This window comes from Kribbella sp. NPDC051620, from assembly GCF_044453825.1.
Lineage (GTDB): Bacteria > Actinomycetota > Actinomycetes > Propionibacteriales > Kribbellaceae > Kribbella.
Map to the genome: position 1 here is coordinate 679,054 of NZ_JBITDB010000002.1, position 26,159 is coordinate 705,212.

22 protein-coding genes and 2 pseudogenes are annotated in these 26,159 nt (G+C 68.9%); 5 read left to right on the forward strand and 19 right to left on the reverse strand.

Going from position 1 to position 26,159, the window contains the following annotated elements; genetic code table 11:
• Window positions 1–771: 771 nt before the first annotated feature.
• Both ACIA12_RS10380 and ACIA12_RS10385 read left to right on the forward strand, forming a co-directional pair.
• A pseudogene (locus ACIA12_RS10380) lies at window positions 772–927 on the forward strand (HD domain-containing protein); the annotation flags it as partial.
• A 59-nt stretch (window positions 928–986) separates the two neighbouring features.
• Complete coding sequence (locus ACIA12_RS10385; RefSeq protein ID WP_396367154.1) at window positions 987–1,559, forward strand: HD domain-containing phosphohydrolase; 573 nt, start codon at window positions 987–989, stop codon at window positions 1,557–1,559.
• Here ACIA12_RS10385 and ACIA12_RS10390 read toward each other — a convergent pair.
• Window positions 1,556–2,257: a DUF998 domain-containing protein gene (locus ACIA12_RS10390; RefSeq protein ID WP_396366627.1), complete on the reverse strand. Its 702-nt coding sequence runs from the start codon at window positions 2,255–2,257 to the stop codon at window positions 1,556–1,558. The genes ACIA12_RS10385 and ACIA12_RS10390 overlap by 4 nt on opposite strands.
• A 106-nt stretch (window positions 2,258–2,363) precedes the next feature.
• On the opposite strand from ACIA12_RS10390, the gene ACIA12_RS10395 reads away from it, so the two are divergent.
• Window positions 2,364–3,170: a class I SAM-dependent methyltransferase gene (locus ACIA12_RS10395; protein ID WP_396366628.1), complete on the forward strand. Its 807-nt coding sequence runs from the start codon at window positions 2,364–2,366 to the stop codon at window positions 3,168–3,170.
• A 1-nt stretch (window position 3,171) separates the two neighbouring features.
• Here ACIA12_RS10395 and ACIA12_RS10400 read toward each other — a convergent pair whose 3' ends face one another.
• Genes ACIA12_RS10400 through ACIA12_RS10410 form a run of 3 tightly spaced genes read right to left on the reverse strand, consistent with a single transcriptional unit; the run spans window position 3,172 to window position 5,137 of the window.
• Entirely contained in the window at window positions 3,172–4,104 is a 933-nt protein-coding gene (locus tag ACIA12_RS10400) for an RluA family pseudouridine synthase (RefSeq protein WP_396366629.1), read from the reverse strand.
• Window positions 4,101–4,709, reverse strand: a complete 609-nt coding sequence (gene lspA, locus ACIA12_RS10405) for a signal peptidase II (RefSeq protein ID WP_396366631.1) — start codon at window positions 4,707–4,709, stop codon at window positions 4,101–4,103. The genes ACIA12_RS10400 and lspA overlap by 4 nt, the downstream gene beginning before the upstream one ends.
• Window positions 4,682–5,137 (reverse strand): TraR/DksA family transcriptional regulator, encoded by a 456-nt coding sequence (locus ACIA12_RS10410; RefSeq protein ID WP_396366632.1) that lies wholly within the window; start codon window positions 5,135–5,137, stop codon window positions 4,682–4,684. The genes lspA and ACIA12_RS10410 overlap by 28 nt, the downstream gene beginning before the upstream one ends.
• Before the next feature lie 666 nt (window positions 5,138–5,803).
• Here ACIA12_RS10410 and ileS point away from each other — a divergent pair.
• Window positions 5,804–8,959, forward strand: coding sequence for an isoleucine--tRNA ligase (gene ileS / locus ACIA12_RS10415; protein ID WP_396366633.1), 3,156 nt, complete (start codon window positions 5,804–5,806; stop codon window positions 8,957–8,959).
• 263 nt (window positions 8,960–9,222) lie between these two features.
• Here the strand turns inward: ileS and ACIA12_RS10420 are convergent, their stop codons facing one another.
• The 6 genes from ACIA12_RS10420 to ACIA12_RS10445 form a co-directional block, all read right to left on the reverse strand.
• Window positions 9,223–9,993 (reverse strand): DivIVA domain-containing protein, encoded by a 771-nt coding sequence (locus tag ACIA12_RS10420; RefSeq protein WP_343968484.1) that lies wholly within the window; start codon window positions 9,991–9,993, stop codon window positions 9,223–9,225.
• A 184-nt stretch (window positions 9,994–10,177) separates the two neighbouring features.
• On the reverse strand, window positions 10,178–10,483 hold the full coding sequence (locus tag ACIA12_RS10425; protein ID WP_396366634.1) for a YggT family protein: 306 nt from the start codon (window positions 10,481–10,483) through the stop codon (window positions 10,178–10,180).
• Between the two features lie 38 nt (window positions 10,484–10,521).
• The gene (locus ACIA12_RS10430) at window positions 10,522–11,058 is read right to left on the reverse strand and encodes a cell division protein SepF (RefSeq protein ID WP_396366635.1); all 537 of its coding nucleotides are present in this window, start codon (window positions 11,056–11,058) and stop codon (window positions 10,522–10,524) included.
• A gap of 38 nt (window positions 11,059–11,096) precedes the next feature.
• Entirely contained in the window at window positions 11,097–11,813 is a 717-nt protein-coding gene (locus ACIA12_RS10435) for a YggS family pyridoxal phosphate-dependent enzyme (RefSeq protein WP_396366636.1), read from the reverse strand.
• Window positions 11,810–12,568, reverse strand: coding sequence for a peptidoglycan editing factor PgeF (gene pgeF, locus ACIA12_RS10440; protein ID WP_396366637.1), 759 nt, complete (start codon window positions 12,566–12,568; stop codon window positions 11,810–11,812). The genes ACIA12_RS10435 and pgeF overlap by 4 nt, the downstream gene beginning before the upstream one ends.
• A 9-nt stretch (window positions 12,569–12,577) precedes the next feature.
• Window positions 12,578–13,561 carry a S41 family peptidase gene (locus ACIA12_RS10445; RefSeq protein WP_396366638.1) on the reverse strand — a complete coding sequence of 328 codons (984 nt, stop codon included), beginning with the start codon at window positions 13,559–13,561 and terminating at the stop codon, window positions 12,578–12,580.
• A gap of 57 nt (window positions 13,562–13,618) precedes the next feature.
• Between ACIA12_RS10445 and ACIA12_RS10450 the strand changes: the two genes are divergently transcribed.
• A complete protein-coding gene (locus ACIA12_RS10450; protein WP_396366639.1) occupies window positions 13,619–14,143 on the forward strand; it encodes an ArsR/SmtB family transcription factor in 525 nt (174 codons plus the stop codon).
• Window positions 14,144–14,872: 729 nt separating this feature from the next.
• Here ACIA12_RS10450 and ftsZ read toward each other — a convergent pair.
• The 9 genes and pseudogenes from ftsZ to ACIA12_RS10495 all read right to left on the reverse strand — a co-directional run.
• Window positions 14,873–15,818 (reverse strand): annotated as a pseudogene (ftsZ, locus tag ACIA12_RS10455) (cell division protein FtsZ); the annotation flags it as partial.
• A 232-nt stretch (window positions 15,819–16,050) separates the two neighbouring features.
• Window positions 16,051–16,791, reverse strand: a complete 741-nt coding sequence (locus tag ACIA12_RS10460; RefSeq protein WP_396366640.1) for a cell division protein FtsQ/DivIB — start codon at window positions 16,789–16,791, stop codon at window positions 16,051–16,053.
• Window positions 16,792–16,809: 18 nt separating this feature from the next.
• Window positions 16,810–18,252: a UDP-N-acetylmuramate--L-alanine ligase gene (gene murC / locus ACIA12_RS10465; protein WP_396366641.1), complete on the reverse strand. Its 1,443-nt coding sequence runs from the start codon at window positions 18,250–18,252 to the stop codon at window positions 16,810–16,812.
• A complete protein-coding gene (gene murG, locus ACIA12_RS10470; RefSeq protein WP_396366642.1) occupies window positions 18,249–19,337 on the reverse strand; it encodes an undecaprenyldiphospho-muramoylpentapeptide beta-N-acetylglucosaminyltransferase in 1,089 nt (362 codons plus the stop codon). The genes murC and murG overlap by 4 nt, the downstream gene beginning before the upstream one ends.
• Window positions 19,338–19,342: 5 nt before the next feature.
• Window positions 19,343–20,659 carry a putative lipid II flippase FtsW gene (gene ftsW / locus ACIA12_RS10475; RefSeq protein WP_396366643.1) on the reverse strand — a complete coding sequence of 439 codons (1,317 nt, stop codon included), beginning with the start codon at window positions 20,657–20,659 and terminating at the stop codon, window positions 19,343–19,345.
• Window positions 20,660–20,674: 15 nt separating this feature from the next.
• Window positions 20,675–22,114 carry a UDP-N-acetylmuramoyl-L-alanine--D-glutamate ligase gene (murD, locus tag ACIA12_RS10480; RefSeq protein ID WP_396366644.1) on the reverse strand — a complete coding sequence of 480 codons (1,440 nt, stop codon included), beginning with the start codon at window positions 22,112–22,114 and terminating at the stop codon, window positions 20,675–20,677.
• Window positions 22,111–23,187 (reverse strand): phospho-N-acetylmuramoyl-pentapeptide-transferase, encoded by a 1,077-nt coding sequence (gene mraY, locus ACIA12_RS10485; protein WP_343968505.1) that lies wholly within the window; start codon window positions 23,185–23,187, stop codon window positions 22,111–22,113. Before mraY ends, murD begins: the two co-directional genes overlap by 4 nt.
• A complete protein-coding gene (gene murF, locus ACIA12_RS10490) occupies window positions 23,184–24,605 on the reverse strand; it encodes a UDP-N-acetylmuramoyl-tripeptide--D-alanyl-D-alanine ligase (RefSeq protein WP_396366645.1) in 1,422 nt (473 codons plus the stop codon). The genes mraY and murF overlap by 4 nt, the downstream gene beginning before the upstream one ends.
• Window positions 24,602–26,143, reverse strand: a complete 1,542-nt coding sequence (locus ACIA12_RS10495) for a UDP-N-acetylmuramoyl-L-alanyl-D-glutamate--2,6-diaminopimelate ligase (RefSeq protein ID WP_396366646.1) — start codon at window positions 26,141–26,143, stop codon at window positions 24,602–24,604. Before ACIA12_RS10495 ends, murF begins: the two co-directional genes overlap by 4 nt.
• Between the last annotated feature and the right edge of the window lie 16 nt (window positions 26,144–26,159).

Below are 26,159 nucleotides of genomic sequence, written 5' to 3' on the forward strand. Positions count from 1 at the left end.
GCCGAACTGGTGGCGACCCTGTCGTACGCCGCTGATCTTGGCCTCGGGCAACCGATGGAGCACTGCCTGCGCCAGACCGTGATCGCTCTGCGGCTCGCGGACCTGGTCCAGGTGGAGCCCGGCGAGCGGGAGGCGACGTACTACCTCGGCCTGCTGATGAACGCCTACTGCCACGCCGACGCCTCCGAGCAGGCGCAGTGGTTCGCCGACGACATCTCGTTCAAGAGCGACAGCTACGAGATGTTCTCGATGAGTACCGCGCAGACGGCGGCCTTCCTGCTGCGCCGTCTCGGGTCACACGGCACCGCCCTCGACCGGGTACGACGCGTGGCGGCCTTCCCGCTGACCGGTCAGCGGACCATCGAGTCGTGGCTGACCACTCACTCGACCCTCGGCTCGGAGTTCGCCGCGCGGATCGGCCTCGGCGAGGTGACCGTCACCGCCTTTCGGCAGGCCTACGAGCAATGGGACGGCAAGGGAACCCCCCGCCACCTCCACGGGCCCGAGATCAGCCTGTCGTCGCGACTCGTCCAGTTCGCCGGGCCGATGGAGGTGATGGCGAGGCGACACGGTCCCCAGGCGGCGGCGTCGACCGCGCGGAGGCATTCCGGGTCGTACTGGGACCCCGAGCTGGCCGACCTGTTCATCCAGCACTCGGCCGAGGTGCTCGACGACCTCGCCACCGCGGCGACCTGGGAGAGCGTGCTGGCCGCTGAGCCTCGACTGGCCAGAAGCGTGTCGGGCGCCGACCTGGACGATGTACTGGAGGCAATGGCCGACCTGGTCGATCTCAAGTCGCCGTACCACGCGGGCCACTCGCGAGGAGTGGCCAACCTGGCGGCCGAGGCGGCGCAGATCACCGGCCTTCCGGAGGCCGAGCGAGAGACCCTTCGCCGGGCCGGGCTGCTCCACGACCTCGGCCGGCTCGGCGTCTCCAACGCGGTCTGGGAGAAGGCGGGCCACTCAGCGACGTCGAGCGGGAGCGGATCCACCAGCACCCCTACCTCACCGACAAGATGCTGCTCCGGATCCCGGCGCTCGCGCACAGTCGCGAGATCGCTGCGCGTCATCACGAGCGGCTCGACGGTTCGGGCTATCCGCGGGGCTTGACCGCGGCCTCGCTGACGCCGGCCGACCGGCTCCTCGCGGCGGCGGACGTCTACCACGCGATGACCGAGCCTCGCCCGCATCGGCCCGCGCTGACCGGCGAAGAGGCGGTGGCGCAGCTTCGCTCCGAGGTCCGCAGCGGGCGCCTCGACGGTGACGCGGCGAGCGCTGTACTTCAGGCGGCCGGTCATCGCACGGCGACCCGGCCCGAACACCCTGCCGGCCTCACCGCCCGGGAGGTCGAGGTACTCGCGCTGCTGGCCCGCGGCCAGGCGAACAAGCAGATCGCCCGTCAGCTCGGCGTCACCCCGAAGACGGTGTCGAACCACGTCGAGCACGTCTACACCAAGCTCGGTGTCGGCAGCCGGGCCGCCGCGACCCTGTTCGCAACCCAACACGGCCTGGTCGGCAGCTTCGAACCCCAACCCCAGCAACCCGCTCCGCATCCCTAGCGTCCCGCCACTAGCCTGGCTGCTCTGAGTGGCCGGCTTTCGAGTCGCAGGACTCGCCAGGCGAGCGACGAGATGCCGCACGCGACCAGGAGGATCGCTCCCCGCTGCGTCCAGCCCTGCAACGCAGTACCGGTGGACAGGCCCGTCACGGCCAGCGCCGCGATCACGACGATCCCGAAGGTCCGGGCTGGCCCGGCGAGGTCCTGCCAGCCATCGACCCTTCGCATTGCCCGCGAGAGGACGAACGGCGCAACGACAGTTGCCAGCGCAGCGGCCCCGAAGCAAAGCAGATGCGCCTTGGCATGCCATGACGCAGTCGCCTGGGCCGCCGTGCAACCGGCATCGGCGGCCCGGCAGTCGAGCCGGAAGAAGGCATCGCTCATCGTGTCGAACGCGGGCAACGACGCAGCGACCAACCAGGCGCCGACAACACCGGACCGGCCGGCGGAGCGCAGGCACGGCCGCAGTACCAGTACTGCGAACGCGATCGTCAGCGCGCCACCGATCCCCTCGGTGAGGCGAGAGGCAGTCGCGTGGTGAGCAGTGAGGGCGCCGAGGTCGCTGACATCGTGCCGTCCCGCCGAGTAGCCATCTCCCTCGACCATCCCGACGACCAGCCAGCCCCCGACGAACAGCAGTTGCCCCGCGATGGCGGCACCCCCAAGCGCGGTCATCCGCCGTACCGAGTTGTCTGTCATATCCCGAGCGTGATCCGCGCCGTCTGCTCTGTCATGAGGAGTTCGCCTCATGCACTCGAGGTCAGGAATTCCTACGTTGGCAGTACACCTGGCGAAGGGGACGGACATGACGACGCAGGCAGTACCGGGACTGGCGGAGATGAAGCAGCATGCGCGAGCGAGCTGGGCGGCCGGGGACTTTCCGGCGGTGGCGAAGCTGACCCTGTGGGAGGTTGGAGAGCGGCTCGTCAAGCGGGTGGGTATCGGCGCCGGCGAGGACGTTCTCGACATCGCCTGTGGCACCGGGAACGCCGCCCTCAGGGCCGCCTCGGCGGGTGGCCGGGTCGTCGGGGTGGACCTCACGCCGGAACTGTTCGTCGCGGGTCGCGCGCTGGCGGCCGAGGCCGGGGTCGAGATCGAGTGGATCGAGGGCGACGCGGAGGACCTGCCTTGCGCCGACGAGAGCTTCGACGTCGCGCTCTCGACGTTCGGCCTGATGTTCGCGCCGCGCCACGAGGTGGCAGCGCGCGAGCTCGTCCGCGTACTACGTCCAGGCGGGCGCTTCGCCTGCACGGCCTGGACCCCCGAAGGCTTGCAGGGCACCTTCTTCCGCAAGCTCGGCTCGTACGCGCCGCCGCCTCCGCCGTTCGCCCGGCCGCCGTTGTCGTGGGGCGACGAGGGCTACGTCCGGGAGCTCTTCGCGGGAACCGGGATCACCCTGGAATTCGCCCGCGAAACGGTACCGCTCGCGCCGTTCGACTCACCGGACGCGGCGATCGACTGGACCGCCGACCACTTCGGTCCCCTGATCATGCTGCGCGGAATGCTCGAGCAGCAGGGGCGCTGGGAGGAGGCCCGCGCGGAAATGGCGAGCCTCTACGTCAGCGGTGCGCCCGCGGAGTACCTGGTGGTCCAGGGCCGCAGGCCCGCCTGAGTCACTGGTCGGCGGCGAGTTTGTTCAGGGCGTTGTCGAGGTCGTCGGGGTAGTTCGAGGTGTACTCGACGTACTCGCCGCTGCCCGGGTGGGTGAAGCCGAGGCGCATGGCGTGCAGCCATTGGCGGGAGAGCTCGAGGCGTTCGGCCAGGACCGGGTCGGCGCCGTAGGTGAGGTCGCCGGCGCAGGGGTGGCCGATGGCGGACATGTGGACGCGGATCTGGTGCGTCCGGCCGGTCTCCAGGGTGATCTCGAGCAGGGTGGCGAAGCGGAACGCCTCGAGCGTCTCGTAGTGCGTCACGCTCGGCTTGCCGCCCGCTACGACGCCGAACTTGTAGTCGTGGTGCGGGTGCCGGTCGATCGGGGCGTCGACGGTGCCGGTGAACGGGTCGGGGTGACCTTGTACCAGCGCGTGGTAGATCTTCTTGACGGTGCGCTCCTTGAAGGCGCGCTTGAGCACGGTGTAGCTGTACTCCGTCTTGGCGACCACCATCAGGCCCGACGTACCGACGTCGAGGCGGTGGACGATGCCCTTGCGCTCGGCCGCGCCGCTGGTGGAGATGCTGAAGCCGGCTCCGGCGAGATGGCCGATCACGGTCGGGCCGGTCCAGCCCGGTGACGGGTGGGCGGCGACTCCGACCGGCTTGTCGACGACGATGATCTCGTCGTCGTCGTGCACGATCCGCAGGTTGTCGACGGTCTCCGGTACGACGCTGATCTCACCGGGTGGCGCTGGGAGCTCGACGTCGAGCATGACGCCGGCGGAGACGCGGGCCGACTTGAGTGCTGGAGAGCCGTCCAGCTGGACCAGGCCGGACTCGATCATCTCGGCGGCCTTGGTCCGGGAGACCCCGAACAGCCGGGACAGCGCGGCGTCGAGCCGCTCACCGGCAAGCCCGTCCGGAACCATCACCGTGCGTGCGTCGCCGCTCATTTCTTCCCCACGTCTTTACTGCCATCGAGCCGGATTCCGCGCAAGGTCTGGATCACCAGCAGGATCGCCGCGGAGGTCACTGCCATGTCGGCGACGTTGAAGATCGCCCAGTGCGGCGTCTGCAGAAAGTCGACCACATGCCCGTGGAACGGCGACGGCTCCCGGAAGACCCGATCGGTGATGTTCCCGATCGCCCCACCGAACAACAGCCCGAACGCCACCGCCCACCCGATCGACCCGAGCTTGCGCGACAGGTACACCACCCCGACCGCCACGATGATCTGAATCGCACTGATCACCGGCGTCAGGTTCGACCCCAAACTGAAAGCCGCTCCCGGATTCCGGATCAGGTTGAACTTCAGCAGACTCCCCACCACATTCACCGGCTCACCCGGCGTCAGATGGTGCAGAGCCAGCACCTTGGTCAGCTGATCCAGCCCGAGCACCAGCAAACCCACCACCGCGAACAACCCGATCAGGCGGCGGGAGGGTGACGAGGAGGAACCGGCCGACTCGAGGTCGGCCGGTTCGGTCTTCGGGGTCTCGTCCCCTGGCAGGTGGGACGGGGTTTGGTCGCTCAGCGGCGTTCTTCGCGTTCTTTGCATGACACGCACAGTGTCGCACGCGGGAACGCCTGCAACCGCCCCTTGCCGATCGCGTTGCCGCAGCTCTCGCAGACGCCGTAGGTGCCGTCGTCGATCCGGGACAGCGCCCGCTCGATCTGGTCGAGCATGTCGCTCGCGTTCCGGGCCAGCGACATCTCGTGGTCGCGCTCCAGCGTCGTCGACCCGACGTCGGCCTGGTCGTTGCCGGCCCCGTCGCCACCGTCGCGGAGCAGTCCGACGATCTCCTGCTCGGCGTCGCGGATCTCCTCCTTCAGGTGCACCGCGTCGGCCTCGAGCTCACCCCGGAGCTCTTCCATCTCGGCCGCGGTCCACGGCGTCTCGCCGTCCTTGACGGTGAAGTTCTCGGCCTTCTTCGCAGGCACCTTGGCCGGTGCAGTCGCGGGACTGCGGTTCTCGTTCGTCTTCATGGCCACCCTCTTCGTCGGAGTCTGCTTGGCAGGGGCCTTCGTCGCTGAAGGCGGTTGGGCCGGTGCTTTCGTGGCCGCCGGCTCGGCGGATTTCGCGGCGCTCTTCTTGGCCGCGGCAGGACGTCTGGGGGCGGACTTCTTCGGAGCCGATGTAGCCATGGTCGACTACCCCCTGCCTTCGTCGGAGACTGAAGCGGACTGGTCGCAAGACAGTAGGTCACGTGAAGGCCACGTGCCAGCCCGACGCGCAGACCGTGGACATACGGTAGTCGGTTCTTCAAGCTCACTCGATGTTCCGCGCGTCACAGCCGCGTTTCGGACCTGGTTCAGCCAAGCAGTTGCTTCAGTTTCGGGCCGGTCTCAGCGCCCGCACGAGCATTGTCAGGGACGGAGTCCGGCTTGACCAGTGATTAACGATTCGTAGCCGGATGGTACGGAGTCGTACACTGGCTCGGCAGACCGCAAGGCAGTGATGGGACGATCACCCCGGAGCCGCCGGAAGAACGGTCCTTCACGGACTCAGTAGAACCGGCAGCGGAGCGTAACGAAGTGGGCAGGTCCCCCAGGGACCGGCCAAGGAGGGTGGTACCGCGGAGCCCGGCGACGACGCCGGCGCCTCGTCCCTTCGTCCGGCAAGCACGACGCTCGACGAAGGAAACGAAGGACATGGCGGACAACCCCACCACCAACGGATGGCTCCAGATCCCTGCCCAGGTCGATCTGCCGGCGATCGAGCGTGACGTGCTCGCGCACTGGGACGAGCAGGACACCTTCGCGAAGAGCCTCCAGCAGACGGCCGGTGGCGAGCCGTGGACCTTCTTCGAGGGCCCGCCGACCGCCAACGGCATGCCCGGCACGCACCACATCGAGGCGCGCGTCTTCAAGGACGTCTTCCCGCGCTACCGGACGATGAAGGGCTTCTCGGTCGAGCGCAAGGCCGGCTGGGACTGCCACGGCCTGCCGGTCGAGGTCGCGGTGGAGAAGGAGCTCGGGTTCAGCGGCAAGAAGGACATCGAGGCCTTCGGGATCGCCGAGTTCAACGCCAAGTGCCGCGAGTCGGTACTGCGCCACGTCGACGCCTTCGCCGACCTGACCACCCGGATGGGCTACTGGGTGGACATGGAGCACCCGTACCGGACGATGGACCCGGAGTACGTGCAGTCGGTCTGGTGGTCGCTCAAGCAGATCCACGACAAGGGTCAGCTGGTCGAGGACTACCGGATCACCCCGTACTGCCCCCGCTGCGGCACCGGCCTGTCCGACCACGAGCTGGCGCAGGGCTACGAGACAGTCATCGACCCCTCGGTCTATGTCCGCTTCCCGCTCACCTCTGGCCCGTTGGCCGGCAAGGCGTCGCTCCTGGTCTGGACGACCACTCCCTGGACGCTCGTGTCCAACACGGCCGTCGCTGTGCACCCAGATGTCGACTACGTGGTCGCCACCGACGGCAGCGAGTCACTAGTCGTGGCTGAGCCGCTGGTGAGCGCACTGGGCGAGGGCTGGACCGTCACCGACCGGTACGTCGGACGTGACATGGAGCACTGGACGTACCAGCGGCCGTTCGAGCTGGTGGAGTTCACCGACGCGGCGCATTACGTAGTACTGGCCGACTACGTGACCACTGAGGACGGTACTGGTCTGGTGCACCAGGCTCCTGCGTTCGGTGCCGACGACCTCCTCGTCAGCCGGGCCTACAACCTCCCGGTGGTCAACCCGGTCGAGTCCGACGGCACCTTCAAGGCCGACGTACCGCTGGTCGGCGGGCAGTTCTTCAAGAAGGCCGACGAGGACCTGGTCAACGACCTGCGCGATCGCGGCGTCCTGTTCAAGCACGTGCCCTACGAGCACCCCTACCCGCACTGCTGGCGCTGCCACACCCCGGTCATGTACTACGCGCTGCCGTCCTGGTACATCCGCACCACCCAGGTGAAGGACGCGCTGCTCCGGGAGAACGAGAAGACCAACTGGTACCCGGACTCGGTCAAGTGGGGCCGGTACGGCGACTGGCTGCGCAACAACATCGACTGGGCCGTCTCCCGCTCCCGCTTCTGGGGTACGCCGCTGCCGATCTGGCGCTGCGCCGACGACCACCAGGTCTGCGTCGGGTCACTGGCCGAGCTCGGTGAGCTGGCCGGGCGCGATCTGAGCGCTACCGACCCGCACCGGCCGTTCGTCGACGACATCACCTTCGCCTGCCCGACCTGTGGCGAGGAGTCGACCCGGGTGGCCGAGGTGATCGACGCCTGGTACGACTCGGGCGCGATGCCGTTCGCCCAGTGGGGCTACCCGTGGGCCGAGGGGTCGCAGGAGAAGTTCAAGAAGTCGTACCCGGCGGACTTCATCTCCGAGGCGATCGACCAGACCCGGGGCTGGTTCTACACGCTGATGGCGATCGGCACGCTGGTCTTCGACGAGTCGTCGTACCGCAACGTCGTCTGCCTCGGGCACATCCTGGCCGAGGACGGCCGGAAGATGTCCAAGCACCTGGGCAACATCCTCGAGCCGATCCCGCTGATGGACAACCACAGCGCGGACGCGGTGCGCTGGTTCATGGCCTGCTCCGGCTCGCCCTGGAAAGCGCGCGGCATCGGGCCGAACGTACTCAACGAGATCGTCCGCAAGGTCATGCTGACCTACTGGAACACGGCTGCCTTCCATGCCCTGTACGCACGGTTGGCCGACTGGTCGCCGACGGCCGCCGCTCCTCCGGTGGCCGAGCGCTCGGTGCTCGACCGGTGGCTGGTCAGCGAGACGCACCGGCTGGTCCGCGACACCGACGAGGCGTACGCGGCGTACGACACGCAGAAGCTCGGGGCGCTGATCAGCCAGTTCGTCGACGTGCTGTCCAACTGGTACGTCCGCCGCTCCCGCCGCCGCTTCTGGGCGGGCGACGCCGGCGCGCTGGCCACGCTGCACGAGACCCTCGACGTGCTGACGCGGCTGATGGCGCCGCTGACCCCGTTCGTCACCGAGCGGGTCTGGCAGGACGTGTTCCGCCCGGTCACGCCGGGGCTGGCCGAATCGGTGCACCTTGCCGCTTTCCCGTCGTACGACGAGACGCTGATCGACGACCGGCTGGCGACGCACGTGTCGATGGCCCGGCGGGTCGTCGAGCTGGGCCGGTCGGCGCGGGCCGAGGCGAAGGTCCGTACCCGGCAGCCGCTCGGCCGCGCGCTGGTCGGGTCGGCCGCGATCGCCGACCTGGACGACGAACTCCTCCGCGAGATCGCCGAAGAACTCAACGTCGGTACCGTCGCCCCGCTGTCCTCGGCCGGTGAAGATCTCATCGACTACTCGGCCAAGGGCAACTTCCGCGAGCTCGGCAAGCGCTTCGCCAAGCAGACCCCGGTCATCGCAGCCGCGATCGCCGCTGCCGACGCAGCCGGGCTGGCCGCGGCTCTCAAGGCCTCGGATACGGCGACCGTGCTGGTCGACGGCGAAGAGGTCCAGGTAAGCGCCGACGAGGTTCTGCTGTCGGAGCGGCCGCGGGAAGGCTGGTCGGTGGTGAACGAGCAGGGCGAGACCGTTGCCCTCGACCTCGAGATCACGCCCGAACTGAAGCAGGCAGGTCTCGCCCGCGAGGTGGTACGGACGTTGCAGGAGGCCCGCAAGAACTCCGGCCTCGAGGTCTCCGACCGCATCATCGTCTGGCTCACCAGCACCGACTCGGAACTGTCCGATGCCCTCGGCAAGCACGCCGACGAGATCTCTCGCGAGGTGCTGGCGACGAGCCTGACCGTCTCGGCACCGCCGGCGGCAGACGCCCTCACCACTGGCGCCGAGGACGACCTCGGCCTGACCTACTGGCTCACCAGGGCCTGACGGTTCAGCGCGGCGGGGTGACCCGCCGCGCTGCCGGCCGGGCGGCGGCGGCGCGAAATCGTCTCGCCGCCGAGACAGCGCCGGAAATGACAAAGGTCCCCTTGACCGGCCGGAGCTTCCGGCGGCCGGCAGTGGGGACCCTTAGTCACGAGAGAACAACCCTGAGTCAGAAAAGTCCGGACATGACAAAGAGGCGGTGCTGCCGGATTAGCACCGCCCCTAGTCACGCCGAAGACCAGGTACTACATCGCTACAGGTAGTGCTTAAACGCCGTGGCCGTGAGCCTGGGCGCGGGCCTCCGGGCGGAAGCCGTTGCGCGGGCTGAGCGTGTCGTCGCCGTTGCCGAGCGCCTTGAGCTGCTCGGTGAAGTACGTCTTCAGGCGGCTGCGGTACTCACGCTCGTACGCGTGCAGGTCGTCGATGGTGCGCTCGAGCTGACCCTTCTGCTTCTCCAGCGTGCCGAGCATCTGAGCGCGACGCTCGGCGATCTCACCGTCGAGCTTCTCGGCGCGGGCGCGAGCCTCACCGGTCATCCGGTCGGCCTTGCCGCGTGCCTCGTTCTCCAGCCGCTCGGCCTTGGCGCGGGCCTCGCCGATGATCTTGTCGGCGGTGTCCTTCGCCTCCTGGACCAGGTCGTCGGAGTGCTTGGTGGCCATCTCCAGCAGCCGCACGGCGGAGCTGGAGGCGTCGCCGACGGTTCCTGCTGCCGCAGCAGCCCCCGCGGCGGCTACAACCGGAGCGACGACTGGCGGCGGCTCTTCCTTGGGCTTCTCGACGACCACGGGGGCCGGCTTGGGCTGCTGCACGACAGGCGGCAGGGCGGCGGTCTGGTCGACCACCGGTCGGTCCTGCCCACTGCCGGCACGCTGGGCCGCGGCGAGCTTGGCCCGCAGCTCCTCGTTCTCGGCGAGAAGTCGCTCGAGCTCGGCTTCGACCTCGTCGAGGAAGGAGTCGACCTCAGTGACGTCGTAGCCCTCCCGCAATCGGACGGGCGTGAACTGCTTCGAGCGGACGTCATCCGGCGTCAGCGGCATCTTTCACCTCGTTTGTCTGTGTCTTGGCGGAGTCGTCGTGGCCTGGACCTCGGCGACTCAGTAGATCACGTTATCGCTTCGTTGTGTTCTGGCGGAATCCGGGCGGGCGATAACGGTCCCCATGGTCGGTGTTTCCGGGCGGCTCCTACCCAGCTGGTCGCATCCTCACGCTTGTCGTCACGGCTCAGATGGACCGGATCGCGGTGGAGTTGATCGACATCGCCAGCGAGACGAGGACGAACAACATCAGCATCGACAGGTCGACCCGGATGCCCCCCGCGCCGATCGGCGGCAGGATCCGGCGCAGCGGCCGGAGAAACGGATCGGTGACCGAGTAGATCAGCTCGAACAGCAACAGCAGCGGCCCTTTCGGGTGCCACTGCGGCGCGAACATCACGATCAGGCTCAGAACGAACCGCGCCACCAGCGCCAGGAAGAAGGCGAGCAGCACGTAGTAGAGAACACCGAGGACGAGCACGAGAGCATCCATGTCAGACACGAGTGTAGAAGACGGCCGAAGCCACGTCCTCAGCTCTGGTTGTAGAACCCGTCGGCGGCGATCTTTTCCTTCTCCTCCGCGGCCAGCGTCACGTTCGGCGGACAGACCAGGAAGACCTTGGTGGTGATCCGCTCGATCGAGCCACGGCAGCAGAAGATCAGCCCGGCGGCGAAGTCCACCAGCCGCTTGGCGTCCGCGTGGTCCATCTCGGTCAGGTTCATGATGACGGGCGTGCCGTCACGGAAGTGCTCACCGATCACGCGCGCCTCGTTGTAGCTGCGCGGGTGCACGGTGGTGATGCGGGCCAACTCGGTAACCTCCGGGGATGATGCGGTGACGCCACGTCGATCTGGGAACTTGCTGACCGTTCCGACCTGCCCCGCTGCGACCGGCTCGGTGCGCCGATCCGGCACCGGTGCGGTCTCGTCGGTCTCCCCGTCGACGGCTTCTTCGTCGTACTCGTCGTCGTAGCCGTCGTCATACTCGTCGTCATAGCGCGCGTTGTACCGCTCGCCGTCCTCGACCAAGCCGAGGTACACACCCATCTTGCGCAACGCGCCGCTCATGGCCCTCCAGCCCTTCGTGTCGAGTCTCGATGTCGACACTAGCCCAGTGGAGGACGTGTACCGAGTAATGCGCGCCCGAGCCGAACGTGTGTCGCCCCACGCCTGATCGCGGCCTCCAGATCGCCGCTCATCCCGGCGGAGATCCAGTCCGCGCCCGGATGTTCGGAGCGTAGCCGGGACGCTACGGCTTCCAGGGCGGCGAACGCCTCGTCCGGGTCGGATCCGAGCGGCGCCACGGCCATCACGCCACCGAGCTCCAGACCGTCCGCCGCCGCGACCTCCGCGGCCAGCGCCGGTACGTCGGCCGGCGCGACGCCACCCCGGCTCATCCCGGTCGCCACCTCGTCCCGCCCGTACTCCGCCAGGCTCACCTGCAGCAGGCAGCGCAGTACCCGGCCTTCATCGACCGCGGCCCGGGACAGTGCCGTCACAAGCGGCGACCGGTCGACCGAATGCACCACCGAGGCGTGGCGGGCGACCGAACGCGCCTTGTTGGACTGCAACTGGCCGACGAAATGCCAGGTGACGTCCTGACAGTCGGGCGCCTTGACCTTGAGTTCCTGCTCCCGGTTCTCGCCCAGATCCTGTACTCCGAGCGCCGCCAGCGCCCGTACGTCGCTGATCGGGAAGGTTTTCGTGATCCCGACGAGGGTGACCGACCCCTCGGGCCTCCCGGCCGCCACACAGGCCGCCTGGATCCGCTCCCGCACCGCCTTGACGTTGGCGCTGAGCTCCTCCTCGCGGGTGCCGGTCATGCGGTTGCCAGTCTCGAGGTCGCCGATCTCGAGGGAAGCCTGACCAGGCCGGCCATCCGGCCGCTGACGGGGCCTTCGCGGCGGTACGAGTAGAGGTTCTCCGACTCGATTGTGCAGGCGGTCGCCTTGATGACGGTGCAGTCGAGCTCGGCCAGCTGGGCCGCGACACCGGCCGCGACGTCGATCGACGGGGTGCCCCAGCTCGTCTCGGCGTACGAGGCCGGTACGCGTTCGGCGACCTCGGCGCGCATTTCGTCGGGGACTTCGTAGCACTTGCCGCAGGCGTACGGACCGAGCACCGCGGTGATGTGCTCGGCCCCGAGGGCGCGCATGGCCTCGACTGTGGCTGGTACCACGCCGACATACAGGCCCTTGCGTCCGGAGTGGGCAGCGCCGATCACGCCGTTGGTCTGGTCAGCGAGCAGGACCGGGAGGCAGTCGGCGGCGCGGACGCAGAGCGCGACATCGGACTGGGTGGTCACCATCGCGTCGGCTCGCGGGCGTGGATCGATCGCGGTGTCCCCGGGCCCGACGACGTGGACGTCGGGGCCGTGGATCTGGTTGACCCGGATCACCCGCTCCGGCGCGACCCCGAACTCGGTCGCGATCAGCCGGAAGTTCTCGGCGATCGCCGACGCCTCGTCCCCCTGCGCACTCCCCAGGTTCAGTTCCCCGTACGGCGGTTGGCTCGCTCCCCCGAACCGATCGGTGAAGGCGAAGCGGACACCGTCGAAAACCTCGTCATAACCGAACACATGTCAAGGCTATCTGTCGGCGGGAGTGAGTGCGGCGAGTGCTTCGCGCGCCTCTTCGGTCAGGGCTCGGCGGGCTGGGTCGGCAGGGAGGGCGAGGACGTGGTCGAGGGCTTGGCGGTAGGCCTCGGGGAAGGCTTCGCTGGCTGGGAGTTCGAGGTCGGGGATGACGCCGACGCCCTCCCAGTTGGTCAGGGAGATGGGGTTGATCGCGCGCTGGACCGGGATGGTCGCCTCCAGGTGGGCATGCAACTTGAACCCGTCGCGTGGGTGGGCGCCACCGCCAGTGCGTTCGCCGATCACCTTGGCGCGGCCGAGTTGCTGGAGGTCGTAGGTGAGTTCTTCGCCGCCGGAGAAGGTGGTCGAACTGGTGAGCACCCAGATCGGCTTCGTACCGCCGAAGCGCGGGCCAGGAAGGTGCGGAATGGTCCAGAACTGCCGGACGGTCCCGTCCGCGGGAGTGACCAGGTCGTTCAGGTGAACCGGCTCCCCGTCGAACAGATGGCTGCAGACGAACGCGACCATGTCGGGCGATCCACCCAGGCACCGACGCAGGTCGATCAGCAGCGCATCGGTTGCTGACAGCAACGACATGGCGGCGCTCACCGCCGCGCCGGCCTGGCTGGGATCGAACAGCAGCGGCTGGATCTCGAGTAGACCAATGTTGCCGGGCAGGCGCTCCACCCGGGCCATCCCGCCGGCGGAGAGCTCGGCACGACGCCGCCAGGCCAGCTCCTCGGCGACCGGATCGGTCTCGTCGACCACCTCGTCGACGTGGAACTTCAGCCGCAGGTGGCGATCGTTGTTGCCCTCCTGCAGGTCCGCCGTCACCCTCGCCGCCAGTTCCTCGGGCTCGGCGAGTGCGTCGTACCGCCCGTCCGCCGCGGCCGCTTTCAGGCGGGTGGCGATCCCGGCTCCGGCCTCGGGGAAAACGTAGAGCTCGCTGACCAGGGTGGCGAGCCGGTCGATCAGGTGGGTGACCTCGTCTGTGCGCATGCCGAGGAGTCAAGCACCCGGATTGACAAAGCGTCAAGAACCCTTGACGCTTGATTCATGACCGACGAGATGGCGGACCGGCTGGAGATCTCCACCGCGGAGCAGTTCAAGGCGCTGGGGCATCCACTGCGGCACAGACTGCTGTTCGCGCTCGGGCAGGAGGCGGCGACGATCAGCCAGCTCGCGACCTCACTCGGTACTGCGAAGGGCAACGTCGCGCACCATCTCGGCGTACTGCGAGACGCCGGGATGGTCCGGGTCGTCGAGACCCGCCAGGTGCGCGGCGGGACGGAGCAGTACTACCGCCGCGCGGCGAAACTGTTCGACTTCACCGGCGAGGGCGAACGCGCGAACTCAGCGATCGCCCTGCAAGCGGCAGCGGCCGAACTGCAGTCGTCGACCGGCCGGCCGATGCTCAACCTGCGCAACATCCGGCTGACCGAAGCCCAAGCCGAGGAACTCCAGGACCGCTTGTCCAGCATCGTCCACGACCTGGCCGACGCAGGCCGCGGCGAGGCCCGCTACGGCGTCGTCGTCTCGGTCTACCGCCCCCAACAGCCCGAGCCGACCCCGCCCAACTGAAACCGGGCCGGCACCGGCTGATCGCCGGCACCGACCCGGTGCACCACAAGCTGTCGGTCTACTTCAAGAAGTCCGGGATGTCGAGGTCGTCCTCGTCGTTGTCGGGCTTGCGCGGCTGACGCTGCGGAGCCGGCTGGGAGGACGGTGCGTTCGACGGGCCCGTGGTCGGCCAGGAGTGCTGAGTCGGCGCGGGGGTGTGCGGGACCGGCGGCTGGTTCGACGGCTGGGAGGTCGGCTGCGCGGTACGGACCGGCTCGCCACCCTGCGGACGGGCCGAGTGCGTGGTGCCCCGCTGCTGGTCCGTGTTCGGCACCGGCACCGTGTCGTCCGTCGGCGTCCCCGCCGGCGGCTGGTAGCTCGGCGCAGGCGACCCTGCGGCCGCGCCCTGCCCGAACCCACCCTGGCCTGCGGACCCCTGCCCGGCAGCAACCTGCCCGGCAGACCCTTGGCCAGCAGCCTGCCCGCCAGCCTGACCAGCGCCCTGGCCACCGGTGTTCTGACCGCCGCTGTTCTGGCCGCCGGGGTTCTGGCCGAACTGCTCAGCAGGAGCCGAGGTGTTGGCCGGCGGCGTGCCGTACGGCGGGGGCTGATTGGCCGGCTGCTGTGCCTGCGCCTGTGCCTCCTGCTGCGTGGCGCGCGGAACGCCCTGGGTGGCGACGTCTCCGCCGGCGGCCGGGAGCTTGTTCTGCGGGCGGGCCTGGTTCATCGCCTGCTCGCGCCGCTTCGGCATCCCGCCGTCGAAGCCGGCCGCGATCACGGTCACCCGGACCTCGTCGCCGAGCGCGTCGTCGATCACCGCGCCGAAGATGATGTTCGCGTCGGTGTGCGCCGACTCCGAGACCAGCTGGGCCGCCTCGTTGATCTCGAACAGCCCCAGGTCGGAGCCGCCCGCGATCGACAGCAGCACGCCGTGCGCGCCCTCGATGCTTGCCTCCAGCAACGGAGACGAGATGGCCGCCTCGGCCGCCGCCACCGCGCGGTCCTCGCCGCGGGACGAGCCGATGCCCATCAGCGCCGAGCCCGCGTTGGACATCACGGCCTTGACGTCGGCGAAGTCGACGTTGATCAGGCCGGGGGTGGTGATCAGGTCGGTGATACCGGAGACACCCTGCAGCAGCACCTGGTCGGCCTGCTTGAAGGCGTCCAGTACGGAGACGGCGCGGTCGGAGATGGTGAGGAGGCGGTCATTCGGAATGACTATCAGGGTGTCGACTTCTTCACGGAGCGCGGCGATGCCGTCTTCGGCCTGAGTCGCCCGGCGCTTGCCCTCGAAGGAGAACGGCCGGGTGACGACACCGATCGTCAGCGCCCCGAGTGAACGCGCGATCCGCGACACCACCGGCGCGCCGCCGGTGCCGGTACCGCCGCCCTCACCCGCGGTGACGAAGACCATGTCGGCGCCCTTCAGCGCCTCCTCGATCTCCTCCGCGTGGTCCTCGGCGGCCTTCTGCCCGATCGCCGGGTTCGCGCCGGCGCCGAGGCCCCGGGTCTCCTCCCGGCCGATGTCGAGCTTGACGTCCGCGTCGCTCATCAACAGCGCCTGGGCGTCGGTGTTGATGGCGATGAACTCAACGCCCTTCAGACCGTGCTCGATCATCCGGTTGACGGCGTTGACGCCGCCTCCGCCGATGCCGACGACCTTGATGAGTGCCAAATAGTTCTGCGGTGCCGCCACGTCCGCGCCTCTCGCCTCGTTCTGTTCCCGTTATGGCCAGTTGGCCGTCCGAGCTGCGCCTGCCTCGGACCCTCCCGTCCGCCGATCGCTTCGGCGGCAGAAAAGCCTTTACCTCAAGTACATGATTAGAGTTCTGTCAACCCTAGATTCCTTCGAACGCTACGGGAGACGCTCCGGCAATGTCCACGCGCCTCGCCGCCCGTACCACGATGTGTGCCCGATGTGGGCACGGTCACTTCTTTTCCCCTTTGGTGACAGGGAGATCGGGCGCCGAGACGTCGTAGACCTTCGCGTCCCGCTTCATCAGCACGCTGAGTACTTCGGCCTTTCGCTCACTGTCATCGGCGCTGCCCCAGACCACCTTCACCTTGGACCCCAGGTTGAGGGTGATCGAGTCCGGCGAAGCGGCCGAGATCGACTGCACCTGCGCCCGCAACGTCTCCGGCAGAGCCGCCGAAACCTTCACCACCGAACTGATCGTGACTTCGCGCCGGGCCCCGACCACCAGCGCCTCGGGCAGACCCTCCGGCCGGGCCGGCACGGTCTTGAAGGCCACCCCGGTCGCGTCGACCAGCTCGAAGTTGCTGCCGTCGGTGACCACCACCACCGGCACCCGCTCGGTCACCACGATCTTGAGCTGGTTCGGCCAGGACCTGGTGACCTGCGCGTCAGCGACCGACTGGATCGTCCGCACCCGGTCCGCGATCGCGGTCAGGTCGACCTTGGCCAGCGGCGTTCCCAGCGGTGCCGCGGCGACCTGGGTGATGGTTGCCACCGGCACCGTATCGGCGCCGGCCACCTTCACCCCGGAGACCGCGAGCACTGACGAGAAGTAGAACAACCAGCCGATCACTCCGGCGAGCAGGACGACCAGGCCGCCGGCCGCCCAGGGCAACCAGCCGCGCCAGCGCACCAACCGCTGCCGGCGCGCGAACCGCTCCTGTGCCCGGGCAAGGTCAGTGCTCTGACTCATCCCCCGCTCACCACCGGATCACTCCGCGGCCGCCGCGTGCGCCGCCCGATCGGCCAGCAGGCTGAGCACCTCAGGTCCGATCAGCGTGACGTCGCCGGCACCTGCAGTAACCACCAGGTCGCCCGGCTCGGCCAGGTCCGCGAGCAGTTGCGGTACGGCCGACCAGGACGGCTCGAACCGGACCTGGTCAGGCTTCAACGGGATGTGGTTGGCGATCAGCGCACCGGTGATACCGGGCTCGGGGTCCTCCCGGGCCGCGAAGATGTCCATCACGACGACCTCGTCGGCCAGCGCGAGCGCCTCGGAGAAGTCGGTCGCGAAGATCCTGGTCCGGCTGAACAGGTGCGGCTGGAAACAGGCGATCACGCGCCCCTCCCCCGCCATGGTCCGGGCAGCGGTCAGGTCGACGGCGATCTCGGTCGGATGATGCGCGTACGAGTCGAAGACGCGGACGCCGTCCTCCTGACCCTTGAACTCGAATCGCCGACCGGTCCCGGTGAAAGCAGCCAGCCCCTCGGCCAGGTCCGCGGCGGAGAAGCCCAGCCCGAGTCCAACGGTCAGTGCCGCCGCCGAGTTCAGCGCGTTGTGCTTGCCGGCCTGCTGCAGGTTGACCACCGGCAGCTTGCGGCCGTGGAACACCGGCACGTAGGACAAGGCCTGCGTCGATCCGCTCGCGACCAGCTCGGTCACCTGGGTGTCCGCATCGGGCGACTCGCCGTACGTCCGTACGTCGATCCCCTTGCCGCGGGCGAACTCGACCAGCCGCCGCGCACCGGCGTCGTCGTAGCAGACGACCATGAAGCCGCCGGGGAGCACGCGGTCGCAGAACTGCTCGAAGGCGAGCCGGTAGCTGGCCTCGTCGCCGTAGTTGTCCAGGTGATCGGGCTCGACCGACGTGACGATCGACACCTCGGGGCTGTAGGTCAGGAAGGACTTGTCGGACTCGTCGGCCTCCGCGACGAACAGGTCGCCGTTGCCGTCGTGGGCGTTCGAGCCGGACTCGTTCAGGTTCCCGCCGATCGCGTACGAAGGGTCCGCGCCGCAGTGCTGCAACGCGACCGTCAGCATCGACGTCGTGGTCGTCTTGCCGTGCGTACCGGCCACCGCGATCGTCCGTCGGCCGACCATGACGGACGCCAGTGCGGCCGCACGCGGCAGGATCGGGATGCCCGCGGCGCGCGCGGCGACGACCTCGGGGTTGTCCTCGCGGATCGCGGTGGAGACGACGACGGTGTCCACCTCGGCGACGTGCTCGGCGGCGTGGCCGACCCAGCAGGTCGCGCCGAGGGCCCGCAGGGCGCCGAGCACCTTGCTGTCCTTGCCGTCCGAACCGGAGACCTCGATGCCGCGGGCGGCCATGATCCGGGCGATCCCGGACATGCCGGCGCCGCCGATGCCGATGAAGTGCACCCGGCCGAGCTTCTCGGCGGGCAGATGGCTGTCAGGTGCGGTGACGATCACGAAGCAGACCTCACCACATCGAGGATGATCCGCGCCAACCGGTCGTCGGCGTCGAGCTTGATCAGGCCTTGGGCAGCAGTGGACATGGCTGTCAGACGCGCCCGGTCGTGCAGAAGTTGCGGAACGGTCGCGCGAACCCAGTCCGGGGTGACCTCGGCGTTGTCCACGAGCAGACCGCCGCCCGCCTCGACCACGGCCTTGGCGTTCTGGCGCTGCTCACCGTTGCCGTGCGGCAACGGAACGTAGATGGCCGGCAGACCCACGCCGGACGCCTCGGTCACAGCGTTCGCACCCGAGCGGCAGACGACCAGGTCGGCGGCCGCGTAGGCGTAGTCCATCCGGTCGATGTAGTTGAGCACCCGGTACGGATAGGGCCCGGTCTGGGCGACCTCGAGGCTGTTCTTCGAGCCGATCGCATGGATCACCTGTACCCCTGCGGCAAGCAGGTCGGCCGCGGCGCCGCCGAACGCCTCGTTCAACTGCCGGGCGCCCTGCGAGCCGCCGGTGACGAAGACGGTCGGCGCCTCCGGGTCGAGCCCGAAGAACTCGCGCGCCTCGGCCCGCAGCGCGGCCCGGTCAAGCGTCGAGATGGCCCGGCGGATCGGCAGCCCGACGTACTGGGCGTGCGGCAGGTCCGTGCCGGGGAAGGACGTGATCACGTTCTCGGTGCAGTAGCGGGCGGCGAACTTGTTCGCGATCCCCGGGGTCGCGTTGCCCTCGTGCACCACGATCGGCGTCTTGCGGCGCCAGGCAGCGACGTACGCCGGGGTGGACACGTACCCGCCGAAGCCGACCAAGACGTCCGCCTTGGCCTCGTCGAGCACCTTGCGGGCCGCGCTGACCGAGCTGAGCATCTTGCCCGGTACGGCGAACAGGGCCGGCGTGGGCTTGCGCGGCAACGGGACGGGCGGAATCAGTTCGAGCCGGTACCCGGCCTCGGGCACGACCCGGACCTCGAGTCCGCGCTCGGTCCCGAGGGCGATGATCTCGACCGTCGGGTCGATCCGGCGCAAGGCGTCGGCGGTAGCGATCAGGGGGGAAGTATGGCCGGCGGTTCCCCCACCGGCCAGGACGATGCTCGGCACAGCTTTCAACGCTCCCGCGTGTTCTCACGGCCAGTACGGCCAGGTGTGCGCCACGAGGACATCCACCCGAAGCGGGGCCGCCGGATCTCCTTGAGGGCGGCCTGCGCGCCGGGTTCGGCCTTCGCGAAGGACAGCAACATGCCGATCGCGATCAGCGTCGGCAGCAGTGCGGACCCACCGTACGACAAAAGCGGGAGCGGGATACCCACGATGGGTAGCAGTCCGATCACGGCGCCCAGGTTGACCAGCGTCTGGGCCATCAGCCAGACGGTGATTCCGGCGGACGCATAGCGGACGAAGGGGTCCGAATTGCGGGTCGCGATCCGGACGCCGACGTAGGCCAGCATCAGGAACAGGGCCAGCACGGTGAGCGAGCCGATCAGCCCGAGCTCCTCACCGATCACCGAGAAGATGAAGTCGGTGTGCGCCTCGGGCAGGTTGCCCCACTTCTGCCGGCTGTTGCCGATCCCGACCCCCCACCAGCCACCGGTGGAGAGCGCGTAGAACGAGTGGTACGCCTGCCAGCCGACGCCGCCGGGGTCGGCCAGCGGGTTGGTGAAGTTGAGCAGCCGGTCCATCCGGTGCTGCGCGGTGGTGACGAAGTACGCCGCGATCGTGCCGACCACGACGATCGTCGCCACGAACAGCCGGGTCGGCGCGCCGACGATCCAGATCATCCCGATCATCACGGCCATCAGGACCAGCGCCGTACCGAGGTCGTGCTGGCCGACCACGAGCGCGATCACCAGACCGCAGACCGGCACCATCGGGACCAGCAGGTGCTTCCACTGGGTGAGCAGTTTCTGCTTGCGGGCATAGAGATCCGCGCACCACATCACCAGCGCGAGCTTGGCGAACTCACTCGGCTGCAACTGCAGCGGCCCGCCCAGGTTCAGCCAGTTCGTGTTGCCCTTGACGCCGACGCCGAGTCCCGGCACGTAGGTCAGGACGAGCATGAAGACCGATCCGAGCAGCGCGATGTACGCCAGCATCCGGAAGTGCCGCGGCGTCATCCGCGAGGCGACGTACGCCATCGGCAGACCGACCCCGACCCAGATGAGCTGGCGGTAGAAGATCGCGTACTGGTTGCCCTGGTTGGCCCGGTACGACAGCACGCTGGACGCGGACAGCACCATCAGCAGCCCGAGCACGAGCAGCAGCCCGGTCGCGCCGAGCAGGATGTGGTACGACGTCAGCGGCCGGTCGAGCACGTCCTTGATCGCCGCCAGCCACGGGCGTTCGGTCGTCGCGGCCCTGTCCTCGGACTGCCCCTTGGCCTGGCCTTTCGACCGTCCGCCCGGCTGATCCGTGATCGTCGTCATGCGATCACCTCCGGATCAGTTGTCGCCCAGCCGCAGTACGGCTTCGGCGAAGGCGTCTCCGCGGGCTCCATAGTTGGCGAACATGTCCCAGGAAGCGCAGCCGGGCGCGAGCAGCACGGTGTCCCCCACCTGTGCCAGCTTCGCCGCCTCCCCCACCACGGTCTCCATGGCTCCAGTGTCCGTTGCCTCCACGACGATCACCGGGACATCCGGCGCGTGTCGGGCAAGTGCTTCGGCGATCACGGCCTTGTCCTGGCCGAGCAGCACAACGCCGCGCAACCGTTCCCTGGCAGCGATCACCAGCTCGTCGAAGGTCGCGCCCTTCGCCTGCCCACCGGCGATCCACACGACCGGGTCGTAGGCGAGCAGTGAGGCCTGGGCGGCATGCGGGTTGGTGGCCTTGGAATCGTCGATGTAGTTGACGCCGGCCACCTCGCCGACGGTCGCGATCCGGTGCGCGTCCGGGCGGAACACCCGCAACCCGTCACGGACGGCTGACGCCGGTACGCCGAACGCTCGTGCCAAGGCAGCGGCCGCGAGCGCGTTCGCGACGTTGTGCGGGGCGGCGGGCGTGATGTCGGCCAGGCTGGCGATCTCGAGCGCGGAGCTGGCCCGTTGTTCGACGAAGGCGCGGTCGACCAGCAGATCGTCGACCAGGCCGAGCATCGAGATGGCCGGCGTACCGAGGGTGAAGCCGATCGCGCGGCAGCCCTCGATCACGTCGGCTTCCTCGACGAGCTGCTCGGTCGCCGGGTCGGCGACGTTGTAGACGCAGGCGACCTGGCAGTTCTGGTAGATCTTGCCCTTCGCGGTGGCGTAGGCGTCCATCGAGCCGTGCCAGTCGACGTGGTCGGGCGCGATGTTCAAGATGGCGGCCGAGTGCGCCGACATCGAGTCGGTGAAGTGCAGCTGGTAGCTGGACAGCTCGACCGCGATCACGTCGTACGGCTCGGGGTCCATCACGGCTTCCAGCAGCGGCAGCCCGACGTTGCCCGCGGCAACTGCCCGGTGACCGGCGGCGGTCAGGATCGAGGTCAGCATCTGGACCGTCGTGGTCTTGCCGTTGGTACCGGTGACGCACAGCCACGGCGCGGCGTTGGCGGGATCGCGCAGGCGCCAGGCGAGCTCGATCTCACTCCAGACAGGGATCCCGCGCTCGACGGCGGTCGCGAGCAGCGGCGCGTGGGGCGGGATGCCGGGCGAGGTGACGACGACCTCGACATCGGCGGGCAGTCCCGCGGTACTGCCTTCGCCGAGGTTGATGTCGGCGCCCAGCGTCTCGAGGATCAGCGCCTTCTCGCGCAGCGCCTCGTTGTCGCGGTCGTCCAGCACGGTCACGTGCTCGGCACCTGCCTGCAGCAACGAGTCAGCGCAGGCATAACCCGCGGTACCGAAGCCCAGTACGACGAATCGCGTCGTCGCCCAGCCGTCGTCGGTCCTTGTCGTGAGGCTCATCCGGCCACCCATTCCGCATAGAACAAGCCGAGACCCATCGCGACGCACAGGCCGGAGATGATCCAGAACCGGATCACCACGTTCACCTGTTCCCAGCCGAGCATCTCGAAGTGGTGTTGCAGCGGCGCCATCCGGAACAGCCGTTTCCCGACGCCGCCGGTCTTCTTGGTGATCTTGAACCAGCTGACCTGCAGGATCACCGAGGCGGTGATGATGACGAACAGGCCGCCCAGCAGCAGCACCAGCAGCTCGGTCCGGGTCATCACCGCGAAGCCGGCCACCGCGCCACCCAGCGACAGCGAACCGGTGTCGCCCATGAAGATCTTGGCCGGCGACGCGTTCCACCACAGGAAGCCGAACAACGCGCCGGTGAGGGCGGCCGCGACGACCGCGAGATCGAGCGGATCGCGGATCTCGTAACACTTCGAGCCCGGCGCGGTCGCGCAGCTCTGGTTGTTCTGCCAGATGCAGATCAGCGTGTACGCGCCGAAGACCATCATCGAGGCGCCGGTGGCCAGACCGTCCAGGCCGTCGGCCAGGTTGACGCCGTTCGACATGCCGGCGATCAGCAGCAGGATCCAGATCACGACCAGGACCGGCAGCAGGTGCAGCCACTCGATGTCGCGGATGAACGAGATGAACGGCGAGGCCGGCTTCTGCCCGCGCTCGTCGGGGAACTGCAGGGCCAGGACCGCGAAGGCGACCGCGACCATCGTCTGGCCGGCCAGTTTCGCCTTGCTTCGCAGGCCCAGGCTGCGCTGCCGGAAGATCTTGATGAAGTCGTCGAGGAAGCCGACCGCGCCCATCCCGGCGAACAGGAACAGCACCAGCAGCGCCGACGCGCTCGGCGCCCGGCCGGTGAAAATCTTCGCGGCGAAGTACCCCACGATGGTGGCGACGATGAAGACGGTGCCGCCCATCGTCGGCGTGCCGCGCTTGGTGTGGTGCGAGGTCGGGCCGTCGTCGCGGATCTCCTGACCGTACCCACGGCGGGCCAGCAGGGTGATCGCCCCGCGGGTGCCGACCAGTGTCAGCACCATCGAGATGGCGCCGGCCAACAGGATCGAGATCACTGCGAAGCCTCCTCGAGCAGGGCGGTCGCCAGCCGGTCCAGCCCGACGAATCGGGACGCCTTCACCAGCACCACGTCTCCCTGCCGCAATTCCTTGCGAAGCAACTCGAGTGCCTCGTCCAAACTGTCGACGTACGCCGACTCGTTGCCCCAGGATCCTTCCAGCGAGGCGCCGAGGTGGATCGGGCGGGCCCCCTCGCCGACGACCAGCAGCCGCTGCACGTCCAGCCGGACCACCAGCCGGCCGATTGCGTCATGTTCCTCGGTGTGGCTGTCGCCCAGCTCACCCATCGGGCCCAGGACCGCCCAGGTCCGGCCGGTTCCGGCCTGCCCTGGGGCCTGCGCCGCGCGGCTCCGGCCGATCGCGACCAGTGCCTTGAGGGCCGCCCGCATGGACTCGGGATTGGCGTTGTACGCGTCGTTGATGATCGTCACGCCGTCAGCGCGCTCGGTCACCTCCATCCGCCACTTCGAGGCAGCCGTAGCGGTGCTCAGCCCCTCGGCGATCTGCGCCGGCGTCAGCCCGACGGCGTGAACCGCGGCAGCCGCGGCCAGCGCGTTGGCGACCTGATGCTCGCCCACTACCTGGAGCTGTACGCCGTGCTCTTCACCGTCGATCTGCAGCGTGAAACCGGCCCGGCCCAGTGGGTCGAGCTCGACCCCGAGCGAGCGGATGGTCGCTTCCGGCGCATCGCCCCACAGCACGACCTTCTCGCTCGTCCGGGCGGCCATCGCGGCGACGCGTGGGTCGTCCGCGTTGAGTACGGCGGTGCCGCCCGGAAGTACGGCCTCGATCATCTCGCCCTTGGCGACGGCGATCGCGTCCTGGCTGCCGAACTCACCGATGTGCGAGTGGCCCACGTTGAGCACCAGCCCGACCTTCGGCGGCGTGATCCGGCACAGGTAGGTGATGTCGCCGACGTGCCGGGCGCCCATCTCGGCCACCAGGAAGCGGGTGGTCAGATCAGCCTTCAGCGAGGTCAGCGGGTGCCCGATCTCGTTGTTCATCGAGCCGACCGCGGCCACCGTCGGGCCGTACGGCGCGAGCAACTGGGCGATCAGGTCCTTGGTGCTGGTCTTGCCCTGCGAGCCGGTCAGACCGATCACGGTCAGGTCGGGCAGCTGCGAGATGACGTACTTCGCAAGCTCGCCGACCGCCGTCTGTACGTCGGCGACGACGATGCACGGGCTGCCCTCGACCGGCCGGGTGGTGATCGAGACGGTCGCGCCGGCAGCGGTCACCGCCGGGACGTAATCGTGCCCGTCGACCTTCTCACCGGCGAAGGCGAGGAACAGTCCGCCCGCGGTGATCTCGCGGGAATCCCGCTCGACGCTGCCGTCGACGATCGCGGCGGGATCCGCTCCGGCCAGCTCACCGCCCACTGCCTCCGCGATCTGGGCACAACTGAGGGGGATCACACTGCTGCCTCTCCGGTCGCCGCGATCAGCTCGCGCACGGTCTGCCGATCGTCGAACGGGTGGATCACGCCGCCGACGTCCTGGCCGGTCTCATGGCCTTTGCCCAGCACCACCACGGTGTCACCGGGGCCGGCCAGCCCGATCGCGGTCGCGATCGCCTGCCGGCGGTCGCCGACTTCCTGCAGGTCCACGGCGGGGACCGCTGCCCGCGCGCCTTCGATGGCCGCGGCGCGGATCGCTGCCGGGTCCTCGCTGCGCGGGTTGTCGTCGGTGACGATCACGACGTCGGCCGCGCGGGCCGCCGCGGCACCCATCGCGGGCCGCTTGCCGGGGTCACGGTCGCCGCCGCAGCCGACCACGGCGAACAACCTGCCTTTGGTGGCGGTACGGGCGGCCTTCAAAGCCAGCTCCACCGCGTCAGGAGTGTGCGCGTAGTCGACGATCACACTGAGGCCATCGGCGCGGCTGAAGGTCTCCATCCGGCCTGGTACTGCGGCGTGCTGCAACCCCGAAGCGATCGCCTCAGCCGGTACGTCGAGCTGCCGCAGCATCACCGTCGCCAGCAGGGCGTTCGCCACGTTGAAGTCGCCAGGCAGCCCGATCTCGACGGTCAGCGCCTCGTCCGGCCCTTGGATGTCGATCACGGTCGTGCCGTGCTCGGACTGATGCGTGCTGCTGACCGTCCAGTCCGCGTCGCGGGTGGTCGACACGGTCACCAGCGGAACAACCGTCTGCGCGGCGAGACGGCGACCGTACTCGTCGTCGATGTTGACCACGGCCAGGTCGCAGCGTTCTGGGGTGAAGAGCGACGCCTTGGCGGCGAAGTACTCCTCGAAGGTCTTGTGGAAGTCCAGGTGATCCTGCGTCAGGTTGGTGAAGCCGGCGACCGCGAACCGCGCGCCGTCCACCCGGCCCATCGCGAGCGCGTGGCTGGAGACCTCCATCGCGCACCAGGCGACGGCCTGCTCGCGCATCACCGCGAACAACGCCTGCAGATCGGTGGCTTCCGGCGTCGTCCGGGCGCTCTTGACCGCCTCGTCGCCGATCCGGGTCTCGATCGTGCCGATCAGCGCCGATCGGCCGAGAGTCTTCAGCACCGAGTCGAGCAGGAAGCTGGTCGTCGTCTTGCCGTTCGTGCCGGTGATCCCCAGCAGATGCAGCTCGCTCGTCGGCTCACCGTAGATGCGGCTGGCAACGGCACCGAGCACGTCGCGTGGCTTGGCCACCACCAGCACGGGCAGGCCAGTGGCTCGCGCCCGCTCCTCCCCCGCCGGATCAGTCAGTACTGCGACAGCGCCGGCCGCCTGCGCGTTGGCGGCGAAGGCGGCTCCGTGCGTCACCAGGCCCGGCAGGGCGGCGTACAGGTCGCCCGGGTGGATCGACCGGGAGTCGAGTGACACACCGGTCACGGAGACGTCGGCGAGGTCAGTCGGGGCCTTGGCTCCGGCGATGTGGGCCAGGTCGGCGAGGCCGACCGGTACGGTCCGTTGCGGTCTGATCGAGGCAACGGCTCCGCCTGCGGCGGTTGGGGTGGACACGGGCCCAGAGATTACC